Source organism: Streptomyces sp. NPDC046303 (assembly GCF_055588085.1).
In genome coordinates this window covers 118,518-138,725 of record NZ_JBVJFA010000010.1, presented here as the reverse complement: position 1 = coordinate 138,725, position 20,208 = coordinate 118,518, and the positions used below count along the sequence as shown (strand labels likewise).

19 protein-coding genes and 1 pseudogene are annotated in these 20,208 nt (G+C 72.1%); 13 read left to right on the top strand and 7 right to left on the bottom strand.

The window, feature by feature from the left end; translation table 11 throughout:
• Positions 1-84: 84 nt before the first annotated feature.
• From ACZ6I1_RS13305 to ACZ6I1_RS13275, 7 genes are all read left to right on the top strand, one after another.
• On the top strand, positions 85-738 hold the full coding sequence (locus ACZ6I1_RS13305; RefSeq protein WP_469286522.1) for a D-sedoheptulose-7-phosphate isomerase: 654 nt from the start codon (positions 85-87) through the stop codon (positions 736-738).
• The gene (locus ACZ6I1_RS13300; RefSeq protein ID WP_469286520.1) at positions 735-2,147 is read left to right on the top strand and encodes a PfkB family carbohydrate kinase; all 1,413 of its coding nucleotides are present in this window, start codon (positions 735-737) and stop codon (positions 2,145-2,147) included. Before ACZ6I1_RS13305 ends, ACZ6I1_RS13300 begins: the two co-directional genes overlap by 4 nt.
• Positions 2,147-3,151, top strand: a complete 1,005-nt coding sequence (locus ACZ6I1_RS13295; protein WP_469286518.1) for a glycosyltransferase family 9 protein — start codon at positions 2,147-2,149, stop codon at positions 3,149-3,151. The genes ACZ6I1_RS13300 and ACZ6I1_RS13295 overlap by 1 nt, the downstream gene beginning before the upstream one ends.
• Positions 3,152-3,742: 591 nt before the next feature.
• Positions 3,743-4,072, top strand: a complete 330-nt coding sequence (locus tag ACZ6I1_RS13290) for a plasmid stabilization protein (RefSeq protein ID WP_469286516.1) — start codon at positions 3,743-3,745, stop codon at positions 4,070-4,072.
• 72 nt (positions 4,073-4,144) lie between these two features.
• Positions 4,145-4,495, top strand: coding sequence for a hypothetical protein (locus ACZ6I1_RS13285; RefSeq protein ID WP_469286514.1), 351 nt, complete (start codon positions 4,145-4,147; stop codon positions 4,493-4,495).
• Positions 4,488-6,077, top strand: coding sequence for a phytoene desaturase family protein (locus tag ACZ6I1_RS13280; RefSeq protein ID WP_469286512.1), 1,590 nt, complete (start codon positions 4,488-4,490; stop codon positions 6,075-6,077). Before ACZ6I1_RS13285 ends, ACZ6I1_RS13280 begins: the two co-directional genes overlap by 8 nt.
• Positions 6,078-6,121: 44 nt before the next feature.
• Positions 6,122-7,012 (top strand): SDR family oxidoreductase, encoded by an 891-nt coding sequence (locus ACZ6I1_RS13275; RefSeq protein WP_469286510.1) that lies wholly within the window; start codon positions 6,122-6,124, stop codon positions 7,010-7,012.
• 17 nt (positions 7,013-7,029) lie between these two features.
• Here ACZ6I1_RS13275 and ACZ6I1_RS13270 read toward each other — a convergent pair whose 3' ends face one another.
• Positions 7,030-7,410, bottom strand: a complete 381-nt coding sequence (locus ACZ6I1_RS13270; RefSeq protein WP_469286508.1) for a hypothetical protein — start codon at positions 7,408-7,410, stop codon at positions 7,030-7,032.
• A gap of 350 nt (positions 7,411-7,760) precedes the next feature.
• Here ACZ6I1_RS13270 and ACZ6I1_RS13265 point away from each other — a divergent pair, with 350 nt between their 5' ends.
• The 4 genes from ACZ6I1_RS13265 to ACZ6I1_RS13250 all read left to right on the top strand — a co-directional run bounded on the left by ACZ6I1_RS13265 (position 7,761) and on the right by ACZ6I1_RS13250 (position 10,017).
• On the top strand, positions 7,761-8,162 hold the full coding sequence (locus ACZ6I1_RS13265) for a cofilin family protein (protein WP_469286506.1): 402 nt from the start codon (positions 7,761-7,763) through the stop codon (positions 8,160-8,162).
• Between the two features lie 143 nt (positions 8,163-8,305).
• Positions 8,306-8,782, top strand: a complete 477-nt coding sequence (locus tag ACZ6I1_RS13260; protein WP_469286504.1) for a hemerythrin domain-containing protein — start codon at positions 8,306-8,308, stop codon at positions 8,780-8,782.
• Between the two features lie 74 nt (positions 8,783-8,856).
• Entirely contained in the window at positions 8,857-9,231 is a 375-nt protein-coding gene (locus ACZ6I1_RS13255; RefSeq protein WP_469286502.1) for a hypothetical protein, read from the top strand.
• Between the two features lie 81 nt (positions 9,232-9,312).
• Positions 9,313-10,017, top strand: a complete 705-nt coding sequence (locus tag ACZ6I1_RS13250) for a DUF6766 family protein (RefSeq protein ID WP_469286500.1) — start codon at positions 9,313-9,315, stop codon at positions 10,015-10,017.
• Here the strand turns inward: ACZ6I1_RS13250 and ACZ6I1_RS13245 are convergent.
• A complete protein-coding gene (locus ACZ6I1_RS13245; RefSeq protein ID WP_469286498.1) occupies positions 9,929-10,615 on the bottom strand; it encodes a phosphatase PAP2 family protein in 687 nt (228 codons plus the stop codon). The two genes, ACZ6I1_RS13250 and ACZ6I1_RS13245, sit on opposite strands and share 89 nt — an antisense overlap.
• Positions 10,616-10,852: 237 nt before the next feature.
• Between ACZ6I1_RS13245 and ACZ6I1_RS13240 the strand changes: the two genes are divergently transcribed.
• Together ACZ6I1_RS13240 and ACZ6I1_RS13235 are read left to right on the top strand one after the other, a co-directional pair.
• On the top strand, positions 10,853-12,361 hold the full coding sequence (locus ACZ6I1_RS13240; RefSeq protein ID WP_469286496.1) for an FAD-dependent oxidoreductase: 1,509 nt from the start codon (positions 10,853-10,855) through the stop codon (positions 12,359-12,361).
• A 239-nt stretch (positions 12,362-12,600) separates the two neighbouring features.
• On the top strand, positions 12,601-13,623 hold the full coding sequence (locus ACZ6I1_RS13235) for a LacI family DNA-binding transcriptional regulator (protein ID WP_469286728.1): 1,023 nt from the start codon (positions 12,601-12,603) through the stop codon (positions 13,621-13,623).
• Positions 13,624-13,770: 147 nt separating this feature from the next.
• Here the strand turns inward: ACZ6I1_RS13235 and yjfF are convergent, their stop codons facing one another.
• The 5 genes and pseudogenes from yjfF to ACZ6I1_RS13210 form a co-directional block, all read right to left on the bottom strand.
• Entirely contained in the window at positions 13,771-14,793 is a 1,023-nt protein-coding gene (yjfF, locus tag ACZ6I1_RS13230; RefSeq protein WP_469286494.1) for a galactofuranose ABC transporter, permease protein YjfF, read from the bottom strand.
• The gene (locus ACZ6I1_RS13225; protein ID WP_469286491.1) at positions 14,790-15,890 is read right to left on the bottom strand and encodes an ABC transporter permease; all 1,101 of its coding nucleotides are present in this window, start codon (positions 15,888-15,890) and stop codon (positions 14,790-14,792) included. Before ACZ6I1_RS13225 ends, yjfF begins: the two co-directional genes overlap by 4 nt.
• Positions 15,887-17,446 carry a sugar ABC transporter ATP-binding protein gene (locus ACZ6I1_RS13220; protein ID WP_469286489.1) on the bottom strand — a complete coding sequence of 520 codons (1,560 nt, stop codon included), beginning with the start codon at positions 17,444-17,446 and terminating at the stop codon, positions 15,887-15,889. Before ACZ6I1_RS13220 ends, ACZ6I1_RS13225 begins: the two co-directional genes overlap by 4 nt.
• A gap of 178 nt (positions 17,447-17,624) precedes the next feature.
• Positions 17,625-18,635, bottom strand: coding sequence for an ABC transporter substrate-binding protein (locus ACZ6I1_RS13215; RefSeq protein WP_469286487.1), 1,011 nt, complete (start codon positions 18,633-18,635; stop codon positions 17,625-17,627).
• Between the two features lie 309 nt (positions 18,636-18,944).
• A pseudogene (locus ACZ6I1_RS13210) lies at positions 18,945-20,129 on the bottom strand (RICIN domain-containing protein); the annotation flags it as partial.
• Between the last annotated feature and the right edge of the window lie 79 nt (positions 20,130-20,208).

The window sequence follows — 20,208 nt, the reverse complement described above, 5'->3', positions numbered from 1 at the left end:
CCGCCCCTGCCGTATGACTCCCCCGTCGCGAAGCCCGAAGGAGGTGCGGCCCGGCCGGCTCACCGCAGCGGCCGGGTCAACGCCATGAATCCGAACCTTTCCCACGGAACCGCGGAAGCGCACCGGCACTGCCAGTCACTCCAGGAGGCGCTCGACGCCCTGCGCCGCGACGGCCTGGACCGGATCACGCACTGGGGCACCCAGCTGGCGGCCGTCCTGGGCGACGGAGGGAGGCTCCTCGCCGCGGGCAACGGTGGCAGCGCGGCGCAGGCCCAGCACCTCACGGCGGAGCTCGTCGGCCGCTACCGGCAGGAACGCGCCGCGTACTCCGCGATCGCCCTCCACGCCGAGACGTCGAGCGTCACCGCGATCGGGAACGACTACGGCTTCGAGCACGTCTTCGCCCGCCAGGTCGCGGCACACGGGCGTGACGGCGACGTCCTGGTCCTGCTGTCCACCTCGGGGCGCAGTACGAACCTGCTGTCCGCCGCGATGACGGCACGCGCGAGCGGCGTACGGGTGTGGGCGCTGACCGGGGCCGCTCCGAACCCGCTCGCCGAGGCCGCCGACGATGCCCTGTGCATCGCGGCGGATTCGACGGCCACGGTGCAGGAGGCCCACCTCGTGGCCGTCCACCTGCTCTGTGAGTCCTTCGACGCGGCTCTCGTCCCGACACCGCCCCGCGGACGGAAGACCGCAGCGAAACCCGCCGTCGCCGTCGCCGAGGGGGGAGCATGAGCGAGCGCCTCCAGCCGTTGGTCGTCGTCGGCGACGTCCTCCTCGACCGGGACATCGACGGGGTCGCCGGCCGTCTCGCCCCCGACGCCCCCGCACCCGTCGTCGACGTCACCTCCGACCGCTCGCGTCCGGGCGGGGCCGGGCTCGCGGCGCTGCTCGCGGCCCGCACGGGCCGGGAGGTCACTCTGATCACCGCCCTCGGCGACGACGAAGCCAGCCGGCAGGTCCGGGACGCCCTGAGCGGCCGGCTGCGGCTGGTGGAGCTGCCCCTGCACGGGACGCTGCCGGTGAAGGCGCGGGTCATGGCCGACGGCAGGCCCCTCGTGCGCGTCGACCGGGGAGGCGGGACGGTGGGCCCGCCCCCCGGGGCGGCCCGGGAAGCGCTGGCGGCGGCGCGCGCCGTGCTGGTCGCGGACTACGGGCGCGGCACCGTGGAGGCGGTACGACCGCTCCTGGCCGGCATCGTGCGCCACGTACCGGTGGTGTGGGATCCGCACCCGCGCGGGGGCCCGCCCGTGCCGGGCAGCCGTCTCGTCACCCCGAACGCCGCGGAAGCGGCAGCCCTGGTTCCGGACGAGGGCGACTCGTGGGGTGCTCATGCGCGGCGCGGTTCCGCGCTGGCGCAGCGCTGGGAGGCGGCCGCGGTCGCCGTCACCCTCGGCGACCGCGGTGCTCTGCTCGTCCGTGCCCATGCGACGGCCCCCCTGCTGGTTCCGTCCCCGTACAGGGCGAAGGGCGACCCGTGCGGCGCCGGGGACTGCTTCGCCGCGCTGGCCGCCTGCGCGTTCGCGGACGGAGCGCTGCCGGAGGAGGCGGTGACGCGCGGCACGGCCGGGGCCGCCGCCTTCATCACGGCGGGCGGGGTCCGGGCGCACGCTCTGTGGAGGGATCCGCGTCCCGGTCCGGCCGCCGACACCGACACCGACACCGACACCGATGCCTTCGCCCTCGCCGACGCCGTACGGGCGCGGGGAGGAACCGTGGTGGCGACCGGCGGATGCTTCGACCTGCTGCACGCCGGCCACGTGGGTCTGCTGGACAGCGCGCGCAGCATCGGCGACTGCCTCATCGTGTGCGTGAACTCGGACGCGTCCCTGGCGCGGCTGAAGGGCCCGGGGCGTCCGCTCACCCCCTTGGAGGACCGCCTGCGGGTCCTGCTCGCCCTGGGCAGCGTCGACGCGGTCCTCTCCTTCGACGAGGACACCCCCGAAGCCCTCCTGCGGTCGCTGCGTCCGGACGTCTGGGTGAAGGGGGGCGACTACTCCTGCGAAGACCTTCCGGAGGCGGGCGTACTCGCGGCCTGGGGAGGCCAGGCCGTCGTCCTGCCGTACCTCGACGGGCGTTCCACCACCAGCCTCGCCCGGCGCGCCGCCCTCGCGTCGGCGGCGGTCCGCCCGCCGGCCGGCTGATGGGCGGCCGGGCGTCCGGTTCCCGCCGGCCCGTCGTGCTGGCGCTGCGCGCGCTGGGTCTGGGCGACCTGCTCGCCGCCGTGCCGGCGCTCCGCGCCCTGCGGCGGGCCTGGCCCGCCCACGAACTGGTGCTGGCCGCTCCCGCACGCCTGCGCACCGCCGCGCTGTTCACGGGCGCGGTGGACCGCCTGCTGCCCACCAGCGCTCCCGGCCGTGAGGTCCCTGCGACGCTGCCGTGGCGGGAACCGCCGCCCGAGGTCGCGGTGGACCTGCACGGGAACGGCCCTCCGAGCCGCCTGCTGCTGCGGGCCCTGCGGCCCGGACGGCTGCTGGCCTACCGGCATCCCGGCTGTCCGGACCCGCCCGGACCGCACTGGGACGAACAGGAGCACGAGCGGTCCCGCTGGTGCCGCCTGCTGGCCTGGTACGGACTCGACGCCGATCCGGGCGACCTGCACATCGCGGCGCCCGCGCTGCCCTCCCCCGCGCCGGGCGCCGTGCTCCTGCACCCCGGCGCCGACGCGGGTGCCCGGCGCTGGCCGGCCCGGAGGTTCGCCGAGGTGGCCCGCCGACTCGCCCGGGACGGAGCCCGCGTCCTGGTGACGGCGGGCCGCGGCGAGGGACGGTTGGCGTACGAGGTGGCCGGGCAGGCCGGTCTGCCGCCGGATGCGGTGATCGGCGGCGACCAGGACGTGCCCTTCGCCGAACTCGCCGCGCTCGTCGCCCAGGCACGCTGCCTCGTGGCGGGGGACACGGGGCTCGCCCACCTCGCCTCCGCACTGGGCACGCCGTCCGTCGTGCTCTTCGGCCCGGTCTCCCCCGCCCTGTGGGGCCCACCGCCCCAGGGCCCGCACCGCGCCCTCTGGCGGCTCCGCCCGGGCGAGGACCCCTTCCGGCCGGGTGATCCGCACGGCTCGGAGCCGGACGTCCGGCTGATGCGCATCACCGTGGACGAGGTGCTGGCGGCCGTTGCGGCACTGCCGGAACGCCGGCACGGTCCATGACGGACGGTCGGCTCATGACGCACGGCCGGTTTGTCGGTGTCCGTCCGGTGGAAGTACGCCAGACCGACGGCCACGCCCGCAGGGGCGAGTTCGGCGCGCAGGGCGTGTGTGACGCGGCGCCAGACGCCCGGAACTCGCGGGCCATGGCCGCTCCCACCCCCCGCGCCGCAGCCGTTGCCGCGACGGTACGGCCGTCCGGGGGTGACCGCACCGGCCGCCGCTCCGCCCGTCCGCGGGCAGCCCGGGCGCCCCAGGTATGGGCCATACGGTCCATCGAGCCGTTCACGCCGCCAGCCGCCTCCGTCGTCGCCGGCATCCGGTGGAGCCGGACCGCATGGAGCCGGCGTCCGTACGGTGCCGCTGCCCGGGGATGCGCGTCGGACCCCTGCCGCCCGGGCCACCCGCCCGCACCCGAGGCTGCGCCGTGAAGTTCACCCGCCTGCGCCGGAACCCGTCCCTGCTGCCGGTCACCGGGAACTCTCGTCCGCCCGCTGTGAGATGCGCGCGGATGCGGGTACGCGCACCATGACCGTGACAGAACCGCACGGAACCACACGGAACCGTGCGGAACCACATGGAAAGGATGTCACCATGCCCCGAGGATCCAGCCCCAAGCGCGAGCGCCAGTACGAGCACATCAAGGAGTCGGGCGAGAAGCGCGGCATGTCCGAGGACCGCGCCAAGGAAATGGCGTCCCGCACGGTGAACAAGGAGCGTGCCCGGTCGGGCGAGAGCAAGACCGCCAGTCGCAGCTCCACCCAGGGAAAGTCGGCCTCGCAACGCGGCGGCGAGAAGTCCCGCGGTGGGGGCGGCTCATCCGAACGCACCAAGGACGAGCTCTACCAGGAGGCGAAGAAGCGCGGCATCGAGGGCCGGTCGACCATGAACAAGCAACAGCTCAAGAACGCCCTCGGCCACTGACCCCCGGCGCCTGACCGTCGAATGGGCGCGCGGTCGCGGCCGTTACGCGTCCGCCCGTCGGAAGGATGACGCATGGCCATACGCCACAAGCTGATCCGACGCCCCTCACCCGGGGTCTGGGCCGTGCTCGCCGACCCGACTCGCTACGGGGAATGGGTCATGGGCCCGTCCACGTCCTCCTCTGTCGACCTGGACCGGCCCGCCGTCGGCTCGCGGCTGCGCTACACCATCCGGCCGGGCCCCTGGGCGGTGGACGGAGTCACCACCGTCCGGCACAGCGAGCCCGGCCGCGAGCGGGAGCCGGAGGCCGGGTTCCAGGGGCTGGGTACCGCGAGGATCTTCCTCCCGCCGCGGCACCGCGGCATGCCGGCCCGCCCGGCCGAGGTCCTCGAACAGCAGCACCGCGGGATGGCGCATGCCTGACGCGGTGGTGATCGGTGCGGGCCCCAACGGTCTCGTCGCGGCGAACGTGCTGGCGGATGCCGGGTGGAGCGTGGAGGTTCTGGAGGCGCAGGAGGAACCCGGCGGGGCCGTGCGCAGCGACCACGGGGTGCACCCCGATTACGTATCGGACCTCTTCAGCGCCTTCTACCCGCTGGCCGCCGCCTCCCCGGTCCTCGCCCGCCTCGACCTCGGCGCGGAAGGGCTGCGCTGGAGCCATGCCCCGTCCGTGCTGGCGCACCCGTTGCCGGACGGGCGCTGCGCCGTGCTGGAGCGGAGCGCGGAGGCGACCGCGGCCGGTCTGGCGGAGTTCGCCGCTGCCGACGCGGATGCCTGGCTGGGCCTGTTCGACGTGTGGAGCCGGGTCGGGCCCGATCTGGTCCAGGCCCTGTTCACCCCGTTCCCCCCGGTCAGGTCCGGACTGCGCCTTCTGGCGAGGCTGCGGGCGGCCGGCGGGCTGCGGCTGGCCCGGAACCTGGCACTGCCGGTGCGTCGGCTGGGCGAGGAGGAGTTCGCCGGGGAGGGCGGCCGGCTCCTGCTGGCGGGCAACGCGCTCCACGCCGACCTGGCCCCCGAGGCGGCGGGCAGCGGCGGGTTCGGCTGGCTGATGTCGATGCTCGGACAGAGCCACGGCTTCCCGGTTCCCGTCGGCGGGGCCGGCGCCCTGACCGCGGCCCTGGTCAAACGCCTCGAGCGGCGGGGCGGCGTACTGCGCTGCGGGGAGCGGGTCACGTCCGTCGCCGTCCGGGCCGGCAGGGCCGTGGGGATCGGGACCGCGGGCGGGGAGTCCGTCAGCGCGCGGCGGGCCGTACTGGCCGCCACGTCGGCGCCGGCCCTGTACCGGGACCTCGTCGGCGAGGAACACCTGCCGTCCCGCCTCCTGCGGGACCTGGAGCGCTTCCAGTGGGATTTCGCGACCTTCAAGGTCGACTGGGCGCTGACGGGGCCGGTGCCGTGGACCGCGCCGCAGGCCGCCGGCGCCGGTACGGTCCACCTCGCGGACGGCGTGGACGGCCTGACCCGGTTCGCCGCGCAGATCGCCGCGGGGCAGGTCCCCGACGAGCCGTTCACCCTCTTCGGCCAGATGACCACCGCGGATCCCAGCCGCTCCCCCGCGGGCACCGAATCGGCCTGGGCCTACACGCACCTCCCGCAGCACATCACCTCCGACGCGGGCCCCGACCGCATCACCGGCGTCTGGGACGTCCGGGAGCAGGAGGCGATGGCCGACCGCGTCGAAGCGCAGGTGGAACGGTACGCGCCCGGCTTCCGCGCTCTCGTCCGCGCCCGCCGGATCCTCTCCCCCACCACCCTCCAGGCCATGGACGAGAACCTGCGGCGCGGCGCCATCAACAACGGCACCACCGCCCTCCACCAGCAGGGGATCTTCCGCCCCACCCCCGGCACCGGCCGGCCCGAGACCCCCGTCAAGGGCCTGTACCTCGCCTCGGCGGCCGCCCATCCCGGAGGGGGCGTCCACGGCGCCCCCGGCGCCAATGCCGCCCGCGCCGCCCTCCGCGCCCACGGACTGCACACCCTCCTCCACCGCGCCCAACGCGTCTGAACGTCCGCACGCCACCTCCGAACGGCCCGACACCGGAGATCCACATGTCCCAGGAGCAACCCCCCGTCCCCGACCCGCAGACCCGCCATCCCCGCCCGCCGTTCCCCGACCAGCACCAGGACCACCCCGGCTCCACGGAGCACATGGAACCGCGACCGGACCACGGCGAAGACTCCTACCGCGGGCACGGCCTGCTCCTCGACAGGGCCGCGGTGGTCACGGGCGGTGATTCCGGCATCGGCAGGGCGGTGTGTCTCGCGTACGCCCGCGAGGGAGCGGACATCGTCTTCACCCACCTGCCCGAGGAGGCGGACGAAGCGGCCGAGACCGCTCGTCTCGTCCGCGAGGCGGGCCGCACCGCCGTTCCCGTGGAGTGCGACATCCGCGACGAAGCCCAGTGCGGAGCCTTGATCGACCGGTCCGTGGACGCGCTGGGGCGTGTGGACATCCTGGTCAACAACGCCGCGTACCAGATGGCCCAGCCGGACGGCATCGAGGCGATCACCACGGAGCAGTTCGACCGGGTGATGAAAACCAATCTGTACGGGATGTTCTGGCTCTCCCGCCGGGCCCTGTCCCACATGCCGCGCGGCGGGTGCGTCATCAACACCACCTCGGTCCAGGGCTACAAGCCGAGCCCCCCTCTCCTCGACTACGCCATGACGAAGGCGGCGATCATCTCCTTCACGCACGGTCTGGCGCAGATGGTGGCCGAACGGGGCATCCGGGTGAACGCGGTCGCCCCGGGGCCCGTGTGGACCCCGCTGATTCCCGCGACGATGCCCGACACCACGGAGTTCGGCGGGAAGTCCCCTCTCGGGCGTCCCGCCCAACCCGCCGAAATGGCCGTGCCCTATGTCTTCCTGGCCTCTCCGCAGGCGAGTTACATCACCGGAGAGGTCGTCAATGCCACGGGCGGCACCCCGCTTCCGTGAGCGGCGCGCTGCGGGCGCTACCTTCCGGCCGGCCCGTCGGTTTCGTGGTCCTGGGGCCTGATTCCGGTGAAGGCGCCGGCGTCCTTGCCGCCGCTGGGGCGCTGTGACCTGCCCTTGGGGCCCTTGTCGTGCAGTCCGTCTTCACCCTTCGCGGCCACTTCCTCGCCCCTGCGGCCGCTGGTCTTCGCGGGCCGGCCGTGAGGGTTTCCGGATTCCTCCTTCGACACCGTCCTGCCTGTTCCCTTGTCCGGGGCGTACTGGTCGGGGTGGAAGGAGCGGTGGGCACTGGGGTTGTCCTGTTGACGTGTTTCGTCGACGTCCGGTGACCAGCCGTGCTCGGCTCCCTCGTGTCGGCTCGCCTTGTGCGGCGCTTTGTCCTTGTGCGGCTCGCGGGTCATGATCCTTCTCCCGTTCCTCACGTGAGAATGCGCCTGCCGCCGCTCGCGAGCGGGAAGGCGGCGGAGCCGGGACCACGGCCGACGGCCTCGCGCCGGGCTCACCCGAGCGGGCCGAGCGCCGGCCGAGCCGTGAGCCGACGGCCGTGCGGCTCCGCATGAGGGCGCCTACCCGGCGATCCGGGACGGCACTCTCGCGCTCCCCGCCCGAGGCGGGTCACAGCCACTCGGGTGACCTTCGCGCGGCCCACGGCACTTGCACACCGCACGGCGGGCACGTCGGCGTGAGGATGCACGGGTCGAGCAGGCACGTCCCGCTGGCGTCCGACCAACGGTTGAGGAGAGAGAGTCCTGTGAGCAGCCCGCCCCCTCTTTCGGAAGGCTCCCTCGATGCCCTGCACCACCTGAGGGAGAAGCGGGAGGTCAACACCGTCATCCTGCGCTACGCGGACCCCGCGGACGTCCTGGTGCCGGAGCTCGAGGGCAACCTGACCCACGACGAGCTGCTGCAGAGCCTCCCCTCGGACGAGCCGCGGCTGGTCCTTCACGAGTTGTTCTTCGCCAGCCCGGACGGCACGCGCAGGAACGCGCAGCTGCTGATCTTCTGGATGCCGCCGGAGGCGGGTGACCAGGAGGAGCGGTACGCGGACGCCTACACCGCCCTGAAGGAGTACCTCCCCGAAGCCCATGTCCACCTCACCGCCCGGCGCACTGACCAGCTCGCCTACCACCGGCTCGTCGCCCTGGCCGGCTGACGGCCCCGCGATGCCCGCACGCGGGGCCTGCACTGGTCCAGCCGGGCGGCATCGCCCGTCTGGGCGGGCCGGGAGCGTCCTCCCTGGGTATGAGAAGCACGTCATCGTTTCGTTCGAGAATCCGGCGAGTTCGGAGGACATACATGGACGCGATCGTGCTCCTGCGCGAGGACCACAAGACGGTCGAGAAGCTCTTCAAGCAGTTCGAGAAGACCGGGGACGAGGACACGGACGAGCGTCGCCGGATCGCTGACCAGGTGATCGAGGAGCTCACCGTTCACGCCTGGATCGAGGAGCAGATCTTCTACCCGGCCGCGCGCGAGGCCGCGCCGGACACCACCGACCACATCCTGGAGAGCATCGAGGAGCACCATGCGGTCGTGTGGATGCTGTCCGAGGTCAAGAACATGGACGCGTCCGACGAACGGTTCAAGGCGAAGATGAGCGTGCTGATGGAAAACGTCCGCCACCACGTGGAGGAAGAGGAGAAGGACTGGTTCCCCGACGTCCGCAAGGCCATGGGCCGCAACCGCCTGACCGAGCTCGGCGAGCAGCTGGAAGCGGAGAAGCCGAAGGCCCCGCGGGACCCGCTGACGGTGCCCAGCGCCTCCGGCCGATGACGCCGATCGGCAGCCGGCCCCGCTCCCGGCCTCGCCCGACGGCCCGGAGGGCTGCGGCTTCGGGGGTGCTGTCCGTGCTGGTCGCGTCGCTCCTGACGGGCTGCGGGGCGCCCGCCGTGCGGGTGGACGGCGCCCGGGACACCGTGCGTGTCTTCGAGGGGGCGCTGGCCGCCCGCGACTATGCCGCAGCGTGCGATGTGCTGGCCCCTGAGACCCGCGCGCAGCTGCAGCAGGACGAGGAGCAGGCCTGCGCGCAGGCGCTGGCGAGCCAGGAGCTGCCGGTGTCCGCGGCCGTGGGGACGCCGGAGGTCTACGGGCGGCAGGCCCTGGTCCGTACCGGCGGGGAGACGCTGTTCCTGTCGCAGTTCAGGAGCGGATGGCGGGTGGTGGCGGCGGGGTGCAGCCCGCAGGCGGGCAAGCCCTACGAGTGCCGGGTGAAGGGGAGCTGAGATGCGGGCTCTGTTCGTTGCCTGTCTGGTCGTGATCGTGGGCGGGCTGGGGTACTTCATCGCGATCGGGGCGATGCACCGGTGAACCGGCAGGGGCAGAACCAGCGGCAGCAGGGAAGTTTCTGGAGGGACAACAGCCTCACCCTGGCCTTCGGAACCGGTTTCCTCCTCGTCCTGCTGGGACAGGCGCTGGCCGGGCACGCCGAGTTCAACGAGCAGCTCGCCGTCGACGGTCTCGAGCGGATCAGCCTCGGTCAGTACATGGCCTCGTCGGACTTCGCCGTGGACGTCACCGAGAACTGGCAGTCGGAGTTCCTGCAGTTCTTCCTCTTCATCTTCGGGACCGTGTGGCTGGTCCAGCGCGGGTCACCGGAATCCAAGGAAATCCACAAGATCGGTACGGAGTCCGACCGCGATCAGCGCGTGGGTGATCACGCCACGGCCTCCTCGCCGCGCTGGGCCGGCACGAAGGACTGGCGCCAGAGCGTGTACTCACGCTCACTGGGCCTGGTGATGGGAGGGCTGTTCCTGCTGTCCTGGGCCGCCCAGTCGATCACGGGTACGGCCGCGTACAACGAGCAGCAGCTGCGGCAACTCCAGGAACCGGTCGGGTGGGGTGAGTATCTGGCCTCGCCGGACTTCTGGAACAGGACCTTGCAGAACTGGCAGTCGGAACTCCTGGCGGTGGCCGCCATGGTCATCCTTTCCGTGTACCTGCGCCAGCGCGGCTCACCGGAGTCCAAACCGGTCGGCTCGGCCCACGGCGCCACCGGGGTCGAAGGCTGAGCCGGTCGCTGCCGGGACGCCCGCGTCCGGCGAGCGCCTTGCGGACGAGGAAGGCGGCGAACAGGCCGCTCAGGGCTCCCGCGGCGACGTCGGAGGGATAGTGCGCTCCGCTGTGCACCCTTTCGACCGCCACCAGGCAGACGGGAACGGCGCAGGCGGCTCCGGCCGACGGCCAGTCGGGCGTGACGGCGGCGGCGAAGGCGACGGCAGCGGCCGTGTGCCCGGAGGGGAAGGAGGAGCTGTCGGGCCGCTCCCGGACGTCGGGGTGGGGGATCCACTCCCTGGGTGGGCGGCGCCGCTCGACGAGGTTCTTCGCGATCCCGTTCGACAGCAGTTCCGCCATCAGCATGCTGCCGATTCCGGCCGTCGCCGCCCGGCGGCCCCGCAGACCGCCGCCGGCCGCCATGGCAAGCGCGGCCGCCCACCACAGCTTGGTGTGTTCGGCGGCATCCTCCACCTTGGGCAGCAGCTGCCTGGCACACCCGGAGCGCCAGCCTGCGATCTGGCGGGTCAGCCGGCCGTCGTGGCGGCGCAACGCGGCCAGCGGACCAGTGCCGTGCCGTTTCGCCCGGCCCCGGCTATGGCGTTGCGTACGCATCGCTCACTCCCTCCGGAGCCGGGCCCGCCGCCGCGTGCTCCCTGCCTTGCGACTGTCCACCCCGGCGCGACTCATGTTCACGGCGCCCCGCGATCGTCGCCCTTCCCGCTTTCCGCGCCCGAACCGGCAGGCCGGGCGGTCCGTAGGCCGGGAGAAGCGACGAGAGGCATCAAGGCGGGTCCTGCGGGGCAGTCGCGGGATATGAACGGACTTCCGGCCCCTGGACCCTCCTATTGGATGCAGACGGCCGCCTTGCCGTCCTTCGCCCCGCTCCGGGGGACCGCGGAGGCCGATGCGGCTGTCATCGGCGGCGGGATCGCCGGTCTCACCACGGCGTGGGAGCTCGCCCGCAGGGGGCTCGCGGTCATCGTGCTGGAAGCGGACCGGCTGGCGGGCGGCGTCACGGGCCACACGACGGGCAAGCTCACCGCCCTGCACACCGCCGTGTACGACACACTCCGGCGGGAACACGGGGAAGACGCAGCCCTCCGGTACGCCACGTCCCAGAGCGCCGCTCTGCGGCACGTCCTCGAGGTGTCCGGGGAACTCGGCATCGGCTGCGAACTGGAGAAGCGCCCCGCCTTCACCTACTGCGAACGGCCCGAGGGGGTCGACGGCTTGCGCGCGGAAGCCGACGCGGCGCGGGCAGGGGGCCTGAACGCTTCGTTCGTCACCGGGACCGGCCTGCCCTTCCCCGTCGCCGGCGCGGTCAGGGTGGAGGACCAGGCGCAGTTCCACCCCCTGAAGTACCTGCGGGGGCTCGCCGCCGACATCGCCGCGCGCGGCGGCCGGATCCACGAGGGCACGCGTGTGACCCGGCTCGACGACGGGGATCCGTGCCGGCTCACCACGGACTCCGGGGCGACGGTCTCGGCCCGGCACGTCGTCGTCGCCACCCATCACCCCGTGTTCGACAACGCTCTGCTGGCCACACGGCTCACCCAGCACCGCGACCTGGTGATCGCGGGCCCCCTGGCCGCTCGACAGGACCCCGAGGGCATGTACATCTCCACGGAGGGCGGCAAGCGGTCGGTCCGCACGTCGCCCCTGGCGGACGGCGGGCGGCTTCTCATCGTCGCCGGGGAGGCGTTCGCCCCGGGCACCGGCGAGGACACCGAGGCCGGGTACGCCCGGCTGCAGGCCTGGGCCCGGCAGCACTTCCCCGGTGTCACGATCAGCCACCGGTGGGCCGCCCAGGACAACAGCTCCACGGACACGCTGCCGCTCATCGGCCGCCTGCCGACGAAGGGCGAGAACGTCTACGTCGCCACCGGCTTCGCCGGCTGGGGCATGACGGGCGGGGTCGTGGCCGCCATGACCATCGCCGCCCTCGTCCGAGGTGAAGAAGAGCCCTGGGGCGGTCTCTACGACCCCGGCCGCATCGCCTCCCCCCTCCGATCGGCGCCGACGTACCTCAAGGCGCAATGGGACACGGGAAAGCACTTCGTCAAGGACCGCCTGGACACGCTCGGCGGTGGCAGCAACGGCCCGGTCGAGAGCCTGCGGCCGGGCGAAGGGACCGTGGTCCGTGCCGGTGGCACACCCTGCGCCGTCCACCGCGACGATGAGGGCCGCCTGCACGCCGTGTCCGCCGTCTGCACCCACATGGGGTGCGTGGTCGCGTTCAACAACGCGGAACGGACCTGGGAGTGCCCCTGCCACGGCTCCCGGTTCGCCATCGACGGCGAGATCCTCCAGGGACCGGCCCTGAGCCCCCTGGAACGCCGCGATCCCGGAGAACTCTGACCGGCGCCGACTTGTGAGCGCTAACAAACAGATCTCTCGAGGACCGAGCCCCATTTTCCCACCATGACGTGTGTTCAGCGCTGCATAATGTGAGCGCCAACATCGATTCTCCGCCGACGATCTGCCGATCGGTCCGACCTGTGGGCGGGCCGGGGACGGTTCGGTACCTTGAGGCAGGCCGCTCGATGAGGAAAGGAAGAGGGTTGACCCAGCTCCCAGACGTCCCGCGAGCGCCCACGATGACGGACGTCGCGCGCGTCGCCGGCGTGTCCCACCAGACCGTTTCACGGGTGCTCAGCGACCACCCCAACGTCAGCGCCAAGACCCGGGCCGCCGTGACCCAGGTCATCGAGCAGCTGGGGTACCGCCGCAACTCGGCAGCCCGGGCCCTGGCCACTCGCCGTACCCACACGCTGGGCGTCATCGCGGTGAACACCACGCTGCACGGGCCCGCCAGCACCGTGGCGGGAGTGGAGGAGGCGGCGCGGGACCGCGGCTACCTGACGTCCGCCGTCACGCTGCGGACCGCCACGCGGACGGCCCTCGCCGAAGCCATGCAGCACCTCGCCGGGTGGGGCGTGGAGGGGATCGTCGCCGTCACTCCCCAACGCGACGCGGTGCGGGCCCTGGCGGCACTGGAGGCACCGTGCCCGGTGGTCACCGTGGAAGGCGGCCACACCCTGGACCTGCCGGGGGTCTCGCTGGACCAGGACCTCGGCGCCCGCATGATCACGGAACACCTCCTCGCGTCGGGCCACGCCACCGTGTGGCACGTCGCGGGCCCTGCCGACTGGCTCGAGAGCGAGGCCCGCACCCAAGGGTGGGAGAACGCCCTGCGCGAGGCCGGCGCCGAGGTGCCGCCCCTGCTGCGCGGCGACTGGAGTCCGCTGTCGGGATACCAGGCCGGCCAGCAGCTCGCCGGCCGGGTCCGGGCGTCACGAGGACGGGAAGCGGGCCTCACCGCCGTGTTCGTCGCCAACGACCAGATGGCCCTCGGTGTCCTGCGGGCCTTGCGGGAGGCGGGCCTGCGCACGCCGGAGGACGTGGCGGTCGCCGGCTTCGACGACATCCCCGAGGCGGAGTTCTTCCCTCCCCCGCTGACGACCATCCGGCAGGACTTCGCCTCGCTCGGTCGCGACAGCATCGGACTGCTCCTGGACCACATCGAAGGCCGGACCGCCGAGGCGACGCACCTGGTGGTGGCCCCCGAGCTCATCGTGCGCGCCAGTACGGCCCGCAGGATCTCCCCCGCCGGGGGCTGATTCCCCCACCGCCCGGGGATCGCCACTCTCCCCTACCGGCCGCGGATACGGCCGTGCCGCCGCCCTTCCGCCCCGGGCGGTGGCCGCTCGACCGGGCGCGAGGGCGACGGGCGTGAGGGACCGTCGGGCGGTTCCGGGAGCCGTGAGTCAGTCGGCGGCGGGGCGGCGCCCGCTCATCAGACGTTGCAGCACGATGAACACGAGCAGCAGGGCGCCGATGACGATCCGGGTCCACCAGGAGCTGAGGGTGCCCTGGAAGTTGACGACCGTCTGGATCATGCCGAGAACGAGCACGCCGAGGGCGGTGCCCAGGACGAACCCGGAGCCGCCGGTCAGCAGCGTGCCGCCGATCACGGTGGCGGCGATCGCGTCGAGTTCCATGCCCATGGCGTGGAGGGCGTACCCGGAGAGCATGTAGAAGGTCAGCAGCAGGCCGCCGAGGGCCGAGCACAGGCCGCTGACGGCATACACGGCGATCTTGGTGGAGCCCACCGGAAGGCCCATCAGGCGTGCGGAGGACTCATTGCCGCCCAGCGCGTACACGTTGCGGCCGAAGCGGGTGTGGTGCAGCACGACGAAGGCGATCACCAGCACGGCCAGGGCGATGACCACCGGGATGGAGACGAACAGACCCCCCGGGCCGTACAGCCGGGTCTGCGCGATGGCCGCCGTGGTGGGGTCGCTGATCGTGATGGATTCCGTGCTGATCGTGTAGCAGAGCCCGCGCGCGAGGAACATGCCGGCGAGGGTGACGATGAACGGCTGGATCTCGAAGGTGTGGATGATCCAGCCCATGAGCGCCCCGCTCGCGGCGCCGACCAGCAGGACCAGGGGCATGACGGTGGCCAGGGGCCAGCCGTGCGACTCGACCAGCCAGGCGGTGAGCATGGTCGACAGGGCCACCATGGAACCGACGGACAGATCGATGCCGCCGGTGAGGATGACGAAGGTCGCCCCGACCGCGACGACCAGCAGGAATCCGTTGTCGATCAGCAGGTTGAGCACGACTTGCGTGGACAGGAAGCCCTCGTAGCGCACCGATCCGACGCTGAACATGACGACCAGCAGGACGGCCGTGACGATCAGCGGGATACGGGTGCGGGTGCGCGGGGACACGGTCGCGAAGGGGCGGGTGAGGTGCGCGCCGAGGCTCGCGATGCCGGTACTCATACGCGTACCTCCTGCTGCTGCGGGGCGGCGCCCGACGTGGTGTGGGATCGGGGAGTGGTCGTCCCGCGGCGGCCGAGGACCTTGGCCCGGAAGACCGGGGACTGCACGAGGCAGACGACGATGACGACGAACGCCTTGAAGACGAGGGTGGTCTCGGGCGGGACGCCGAGCGTGTAGACGGTGGTGGACAGGGTCTGGATGGTCAGGGCGCCCAGGACGGTGCCGCCGAGGGAGAAGCGTCCTCCGGTCAGGGCGGTGCCGCCGACGACGACGGCGAGGATCGCGTCGAGTTCGATCCACAGGCCGGCGTTGTTTCCGTCGGCGCTGGAGACGTTGGAGCTGATCATCAGTCCGGCGATGGCGGCGCACAGCGCGCTGAAGACGTAGACGAGGACGAGCAGACCGCCGGCGCGGATGCCGACCAGGCGGCTCGCGGCGGGGTTGCCGCCCACGGACTCGATCAGCATGCCGAGTGCGCTGCGGCGGGTGATGAAGGCGGTGAGCGCGACGAGGGCGGCTGCCAGGAGGACGGCGAACGGGAAGGTCAGCCAGTACCCGCCGCCGATCATCTTGTAGGGGGCGCTGGTCACCGTGATGATCTGGCCGTCGGTGATCAGCTGGGCGACGCCGCGGCCCGCGACCATGAGGATCAAGGTGGCCACGATGGGCTGCACGCCCAGCCCGGACACCAGGAAGCCGTTGGCGAGGCCCAGTACGAGGGCGACGCCGAGGGCGAGGGCGACGGCGGTGAGCATGGTGGCGACGCTGCCGGGACGTGCGGCGGTGGCGATGTGCCCGCAGGCGACGGCCCCGGCGATGGCGACGGTGGAACCCACCGAGAGGTCGATGCCGCGGGTGGCGATGACGAGGGTCATGCCGAGGGCCACCAGGGTGAGGGGCGCGCCGAACTGGAGGATGTCGATGAGGCTGCCGTAGAGGTGGCCGTCGCGTACACGGACGGAGAAGAAGTCGTGGTGGAACGCGAGGTTGCCGAGGAGCAGGGCGAGGAGGATGAGCGTCGGCCACAGCAGGCGGTGGCCGGCCAGCCGTTTCCCGATTCCGCCGACCGCCGTGGTCTTGGCAGGCTGGGGGGTCATGAGTCCGCTCCGGTGGCGATGGTGGTGAGGATGCGTTCGGGCGTGACGCTGTCGTCGTTCGTGAGGGTGGCCACCATGCGGTGGTCGCGGAGCACGGCGATGTGGTGGCTCAGGCGCAGGACCTCTTCGAGTTCCGCCGAGATGAACAGCACGGCGGTGCCTTCGCCCGCCAGACGGGCCACGAGTTTCTGGATCTCCGCCTTGGCCCCGATGTCGATGCCCCGGGTCGGTTCGTCGAGGATCAGGAGCCGGGGGTCGGTCAGCAGCCACCGCGCGAGGAGCACTTTCTGCTGGTTGCCTCCGCTGAGGTGGCGTACCTGCGCTTCGGGGTCGGCGGGGCGGATGTCCAGGGCCGCGATCCAGTGCCGTGCCAGTTCGTCCTGTCTCGTACGGGCCAGGGGCCTGGTCCAGCCGCGGGCGGCCTGCAGCGCGAGGATGATGTTCTCGCGCACCGTCAGCTCGCCGACCAGTCCTTCGGACTTGCGGTTCTCGGAGCAGAACGCGATGCCTCGGGCGATGGCGTGGCGGGGGGTGCGCAGGAGCACCTTCTCGCCCTCGATGCTCACCTCTCCGCCGTCCGCGCTGTCCGCGCCGAACAGGAGGCGCGCCACCTCGGTGCGGCCCGAGCCCAGGAGGCCGGCCAGTCCGATGACCTCTCCCGCATGGATGTCGAGGTCGTACGGTTCGATCGAGCCCGTGCGGGTCAGCTGCCGCGCCTGGAGGAACGGCTCGCTGGTGGCCCGTTCGGCCGCCGCCTCGTGGGCGCGGTCGGACAGCTGGTCGAGGGTGGCCAGTTCGCCGCCGATCATGCGCTGCACCAGCGTCACCGGAGTGAGTTCGCCGATGGGGTACTCGCCTTCCAGGCGGCCGTTGCGCAGGACGGTGACCCGGTCGCACAGATCGAATACCTGGTCGAGGAAGTGCGTGACGAACAGGATGGCCACACCGCGGTCCCGCAGGCGCCGTACCAGGGTGAAGAGCTGGGCCACCTCCTCACGGTCCAGGCTGGAGGTGGGTTCGTCCAGGACGAGCACCTTCGCCGAGACGTCCACCGCCCGGACGATGGCGACCAGTTGCTGCACCGCCAGGGAGTGCGAGCCGAGCAGACCGGTGACGTCGAGGTCGAGGTCCAGTTCCGTCAGCAGTTCCGCCGCGCGCCGGCGCATCGCGGACCAGTGGACGAGACCGAACCGGCGGGGTTCGCGCCCGATGAGGATGTTCTCGGCGACCGAGATGTTCGGGCAGAGGTTGACCTCCTGGTAGACGGTGCTGATTCCGGCCTGCTGTGCCTGGAGGGGATCCGCGAACGCGTGGGGCCGGCCGTCGACGAGGATGCTGCCGCCATCGGCGGGGTGGACACCGGTGAGCACCTTGATCAAGGTGGACTTGCCGGCGCCGTTCTCGCCCATCAGGGCGTGCACCTCACCGGGGAAGAGCCGCAGGGCGACTCCGTCGAGGGCGAGCACGCCCGGGAACTGCTTGCGGATGTCCCGGGCTTCCAGGACGGGCCGCGGGCCGTCGGCGTCCGCGGGCCGCGGGGTGGGTGGGGATGCCATCCGCCCTCCTCTCATGGGTGGGGTGGTGGAGCGGGCGCTGGAGGGTGAAGGAGGCACCGGGGTGCGCTGGGGCGGGTCGGGCAGGGCCGGGCCGGGCTGGGCTGGGCCGGGCCGGGCTGGGCTGGGCCGGACTGGGCTGGGCTGGGGCGGGCCTCCTCCGGCACCGCGAGCTGCTGCGTCAGTAGTTCCGGGAGGGCAGCGCGGCCGCGGCCTTGTCCTGCGTGAAGACGCCCTCCACGGTTTCGACGCGAGCCGGCACGGTCTCCCCCGCCGCGACCTTCTTGGTCAGCTCCATCAGCTGGTCGCCGAGCAGCGGGTTGCACTCCACCACGACGTTGATCTTGCCCTCGGTCATCGCGACGAAGGCGTCCTTGATTCCGTCCACGGAGATCACCTTGATGTCCGTCCCGGGCTTCTTGCCGGACTCCTCGATGGCCTGGATGGCGCCCAGGGCCATGTCGTCGTTGTGGGCGTAGAGGACGTCGATGTCCTTCTGGGACTTCAGGAACGCCTGCATGACCTCCTTGCCCTTGGCGCGGGTGAAGTCGCCCGACTGCGAGGCCACGATCTTGAACTTGTCGTCGGCGCGGATGACGTCGGCGAAGCCGGCCTTGCGGTCGTTGGCGGGTGCGGAGCCCGTGGTGCCCTGGAGCTCGACGATGTTGACCGGGCCCTGCTCGTTCGCGTACGCGCCGGTCAGCCACTCGCCCGCGGACTTGCCCTCCTTGACGAAGTCCGAGCCCAGGAAGGTCTTGTAGAGCGAGGTGTCCTTGGTGTCCACGGCGCGGTCCGTGAGGATGACCGGGATGCCCGCGTCCTTGGCCTCCTTCAGCACCGTGTCCCAGCCGGACTCCACGACCGGCGAGAAGGCGATGACGTCGACCTTCTGCTGGATGAAGTTGCGGATCGCCTTGATCTGGTTCTCCTGCTTCTGCTGCGCGTCGGAGAACTTCAGGGTGATCCCGGCCTTCTTCGCCGCCTCCTGAACGGACTTGGTGTTGGCGGTGCGCCAACCGCTTTCGGCGCCGACCTGGGCGAAGCCGAGCGTGATCGTGCCGCCGGAGCCCTTCTTGGCTCCCGGGGAGGAGGCGGCGGAGGAGGAGGCCGCCGGGCCCTCGGTCGAGCAGGCGGTCAACGCCGAGGAGGCGAGAAGGGCGGCGGTGAGGACGAGGGCTGCTCTGCGAGCCATGTCGAGTGTCCTTTCAGGGCGCACGGGAAGGGGTGCTGTCGCATTGTGAGCGCTAACATGCCGGGTTCTCAACCCCCTTGCGTCCGCGTTACCTGCCCGTTACCGCGTCGCGTACGGCGCGCGCGGCCGGCTCGCCTTCTTCACGATGCCGTTGGCCCTGCCACCCGGATGACGCCGCAACCTGCGGCGCACTCAGGGCATGTCGACTCGGCGTCCGACGCGCACGGGGGCCGCTGCGCCATGGAACTCGCATACGGCCCCCGCGAGCGCGTGCACCTCTCGAGGTTGTTAGCGCTCACACTTTGCGGGCTACCAGACGGTCGGCAGCCCGGCGATGAACGAGGTGAGCCGGTCGGCGACGAGGCGGTCGTCACGGGCCGAGTAGTGCCAGTCGCAGCCGAGGAAGTCCAGGTCCGAGTCGTCGAGGACCAGTAGCGGAACCCTGCTGTCGCGGGCGTCGTTGCGCGCCGTGACCACCTGCTGGACGTGGCCGGCGTACTGGCCGGCGCCGACTGCCACGATGGTCGTCCCGGCCCCGTAGGGGGTGCGCAGTTTCTGGACGAAGTCGCCGTAGGCGCCGCGGTAGCCGGCCGCGAGGCTGTCGGGCGTCCACGGCTCTCCGGGGTTGACGGCGGTCGAGAAGTCGTTGGTGCCGAGGTTGACCACCACGAGGTGGGGGCGCCAGGTGCCCGGGTTCTGCCAGACGCCGCCGGGCACGTTCAGCAGGGCGCGGTCGTAGAAGGTCCGGTACGTGACGTCCGACCGGCCGCCGTTGTAGTGGCGCACGAGGCCGAGGCCGGAATAGCCGTTGATCTGGTAGTCCGCATGCAGTCGCCGGGCGGTGAGCGCGCCGTAGCTCACATCGGAGTTGGTGTTCCGCTTGATCTGGTCCGCGGTGCAGGTGCGGGAGGTCGAGAGGTTGCCGTAGCCCACGGTGAGCGAGTCGCCGATGAACTCGATCTGACGGCTGCGGGCCGTCGGCTTGCTCAGTACGGCGCCGCCGGGCGCGGCCAGGAAGCCCCCGAACGTGCTGGTGTGTCCTGGAGTGTCGTTGCGCTTGACGACCCGGACGGTGTGCTCACGGTCGGGCAGCCCGTTGATCCAGTGCGTGGTGTCCCCGGGCGTGAGGAGCGTGGCGACCGTGGCTCGGTCGACCTGGACGTCGTAATCGGCGGCCGAGTCGCCCCGTACGATGCCCACGCCGGTGCCCGTGACGCGGCCCTCGAAGTACAGGCCGGGCCAGCTGTACTGCACCGTGTTTCCGGCGTCCTTGACCCGTCCGGCGGTGTGCGCCTGCGCCGGCACGCCCGTCGTGCGGACCAGTTGCCATTGCTGGTTGGCCCCGCCCCAGTCGGTGAACTGCACGACCTCGGCACCGTCCGCGGTCGAGGCGTTCTGCACGTCGACGGCCTTGCCACTGTTGCGGTTGATCAACCGGACATGACCGTCAGGGGAATCGACCAGCCGCACCTGCTGGTTGGCGGTGCCCGCATCAGGAGGCGTGTGGGGGTGCTCGCCGCGGTGGCGGCCTTGATGGCGGCGCTGCTGAGTGGGTTCGGCGCCGTGGGGACGG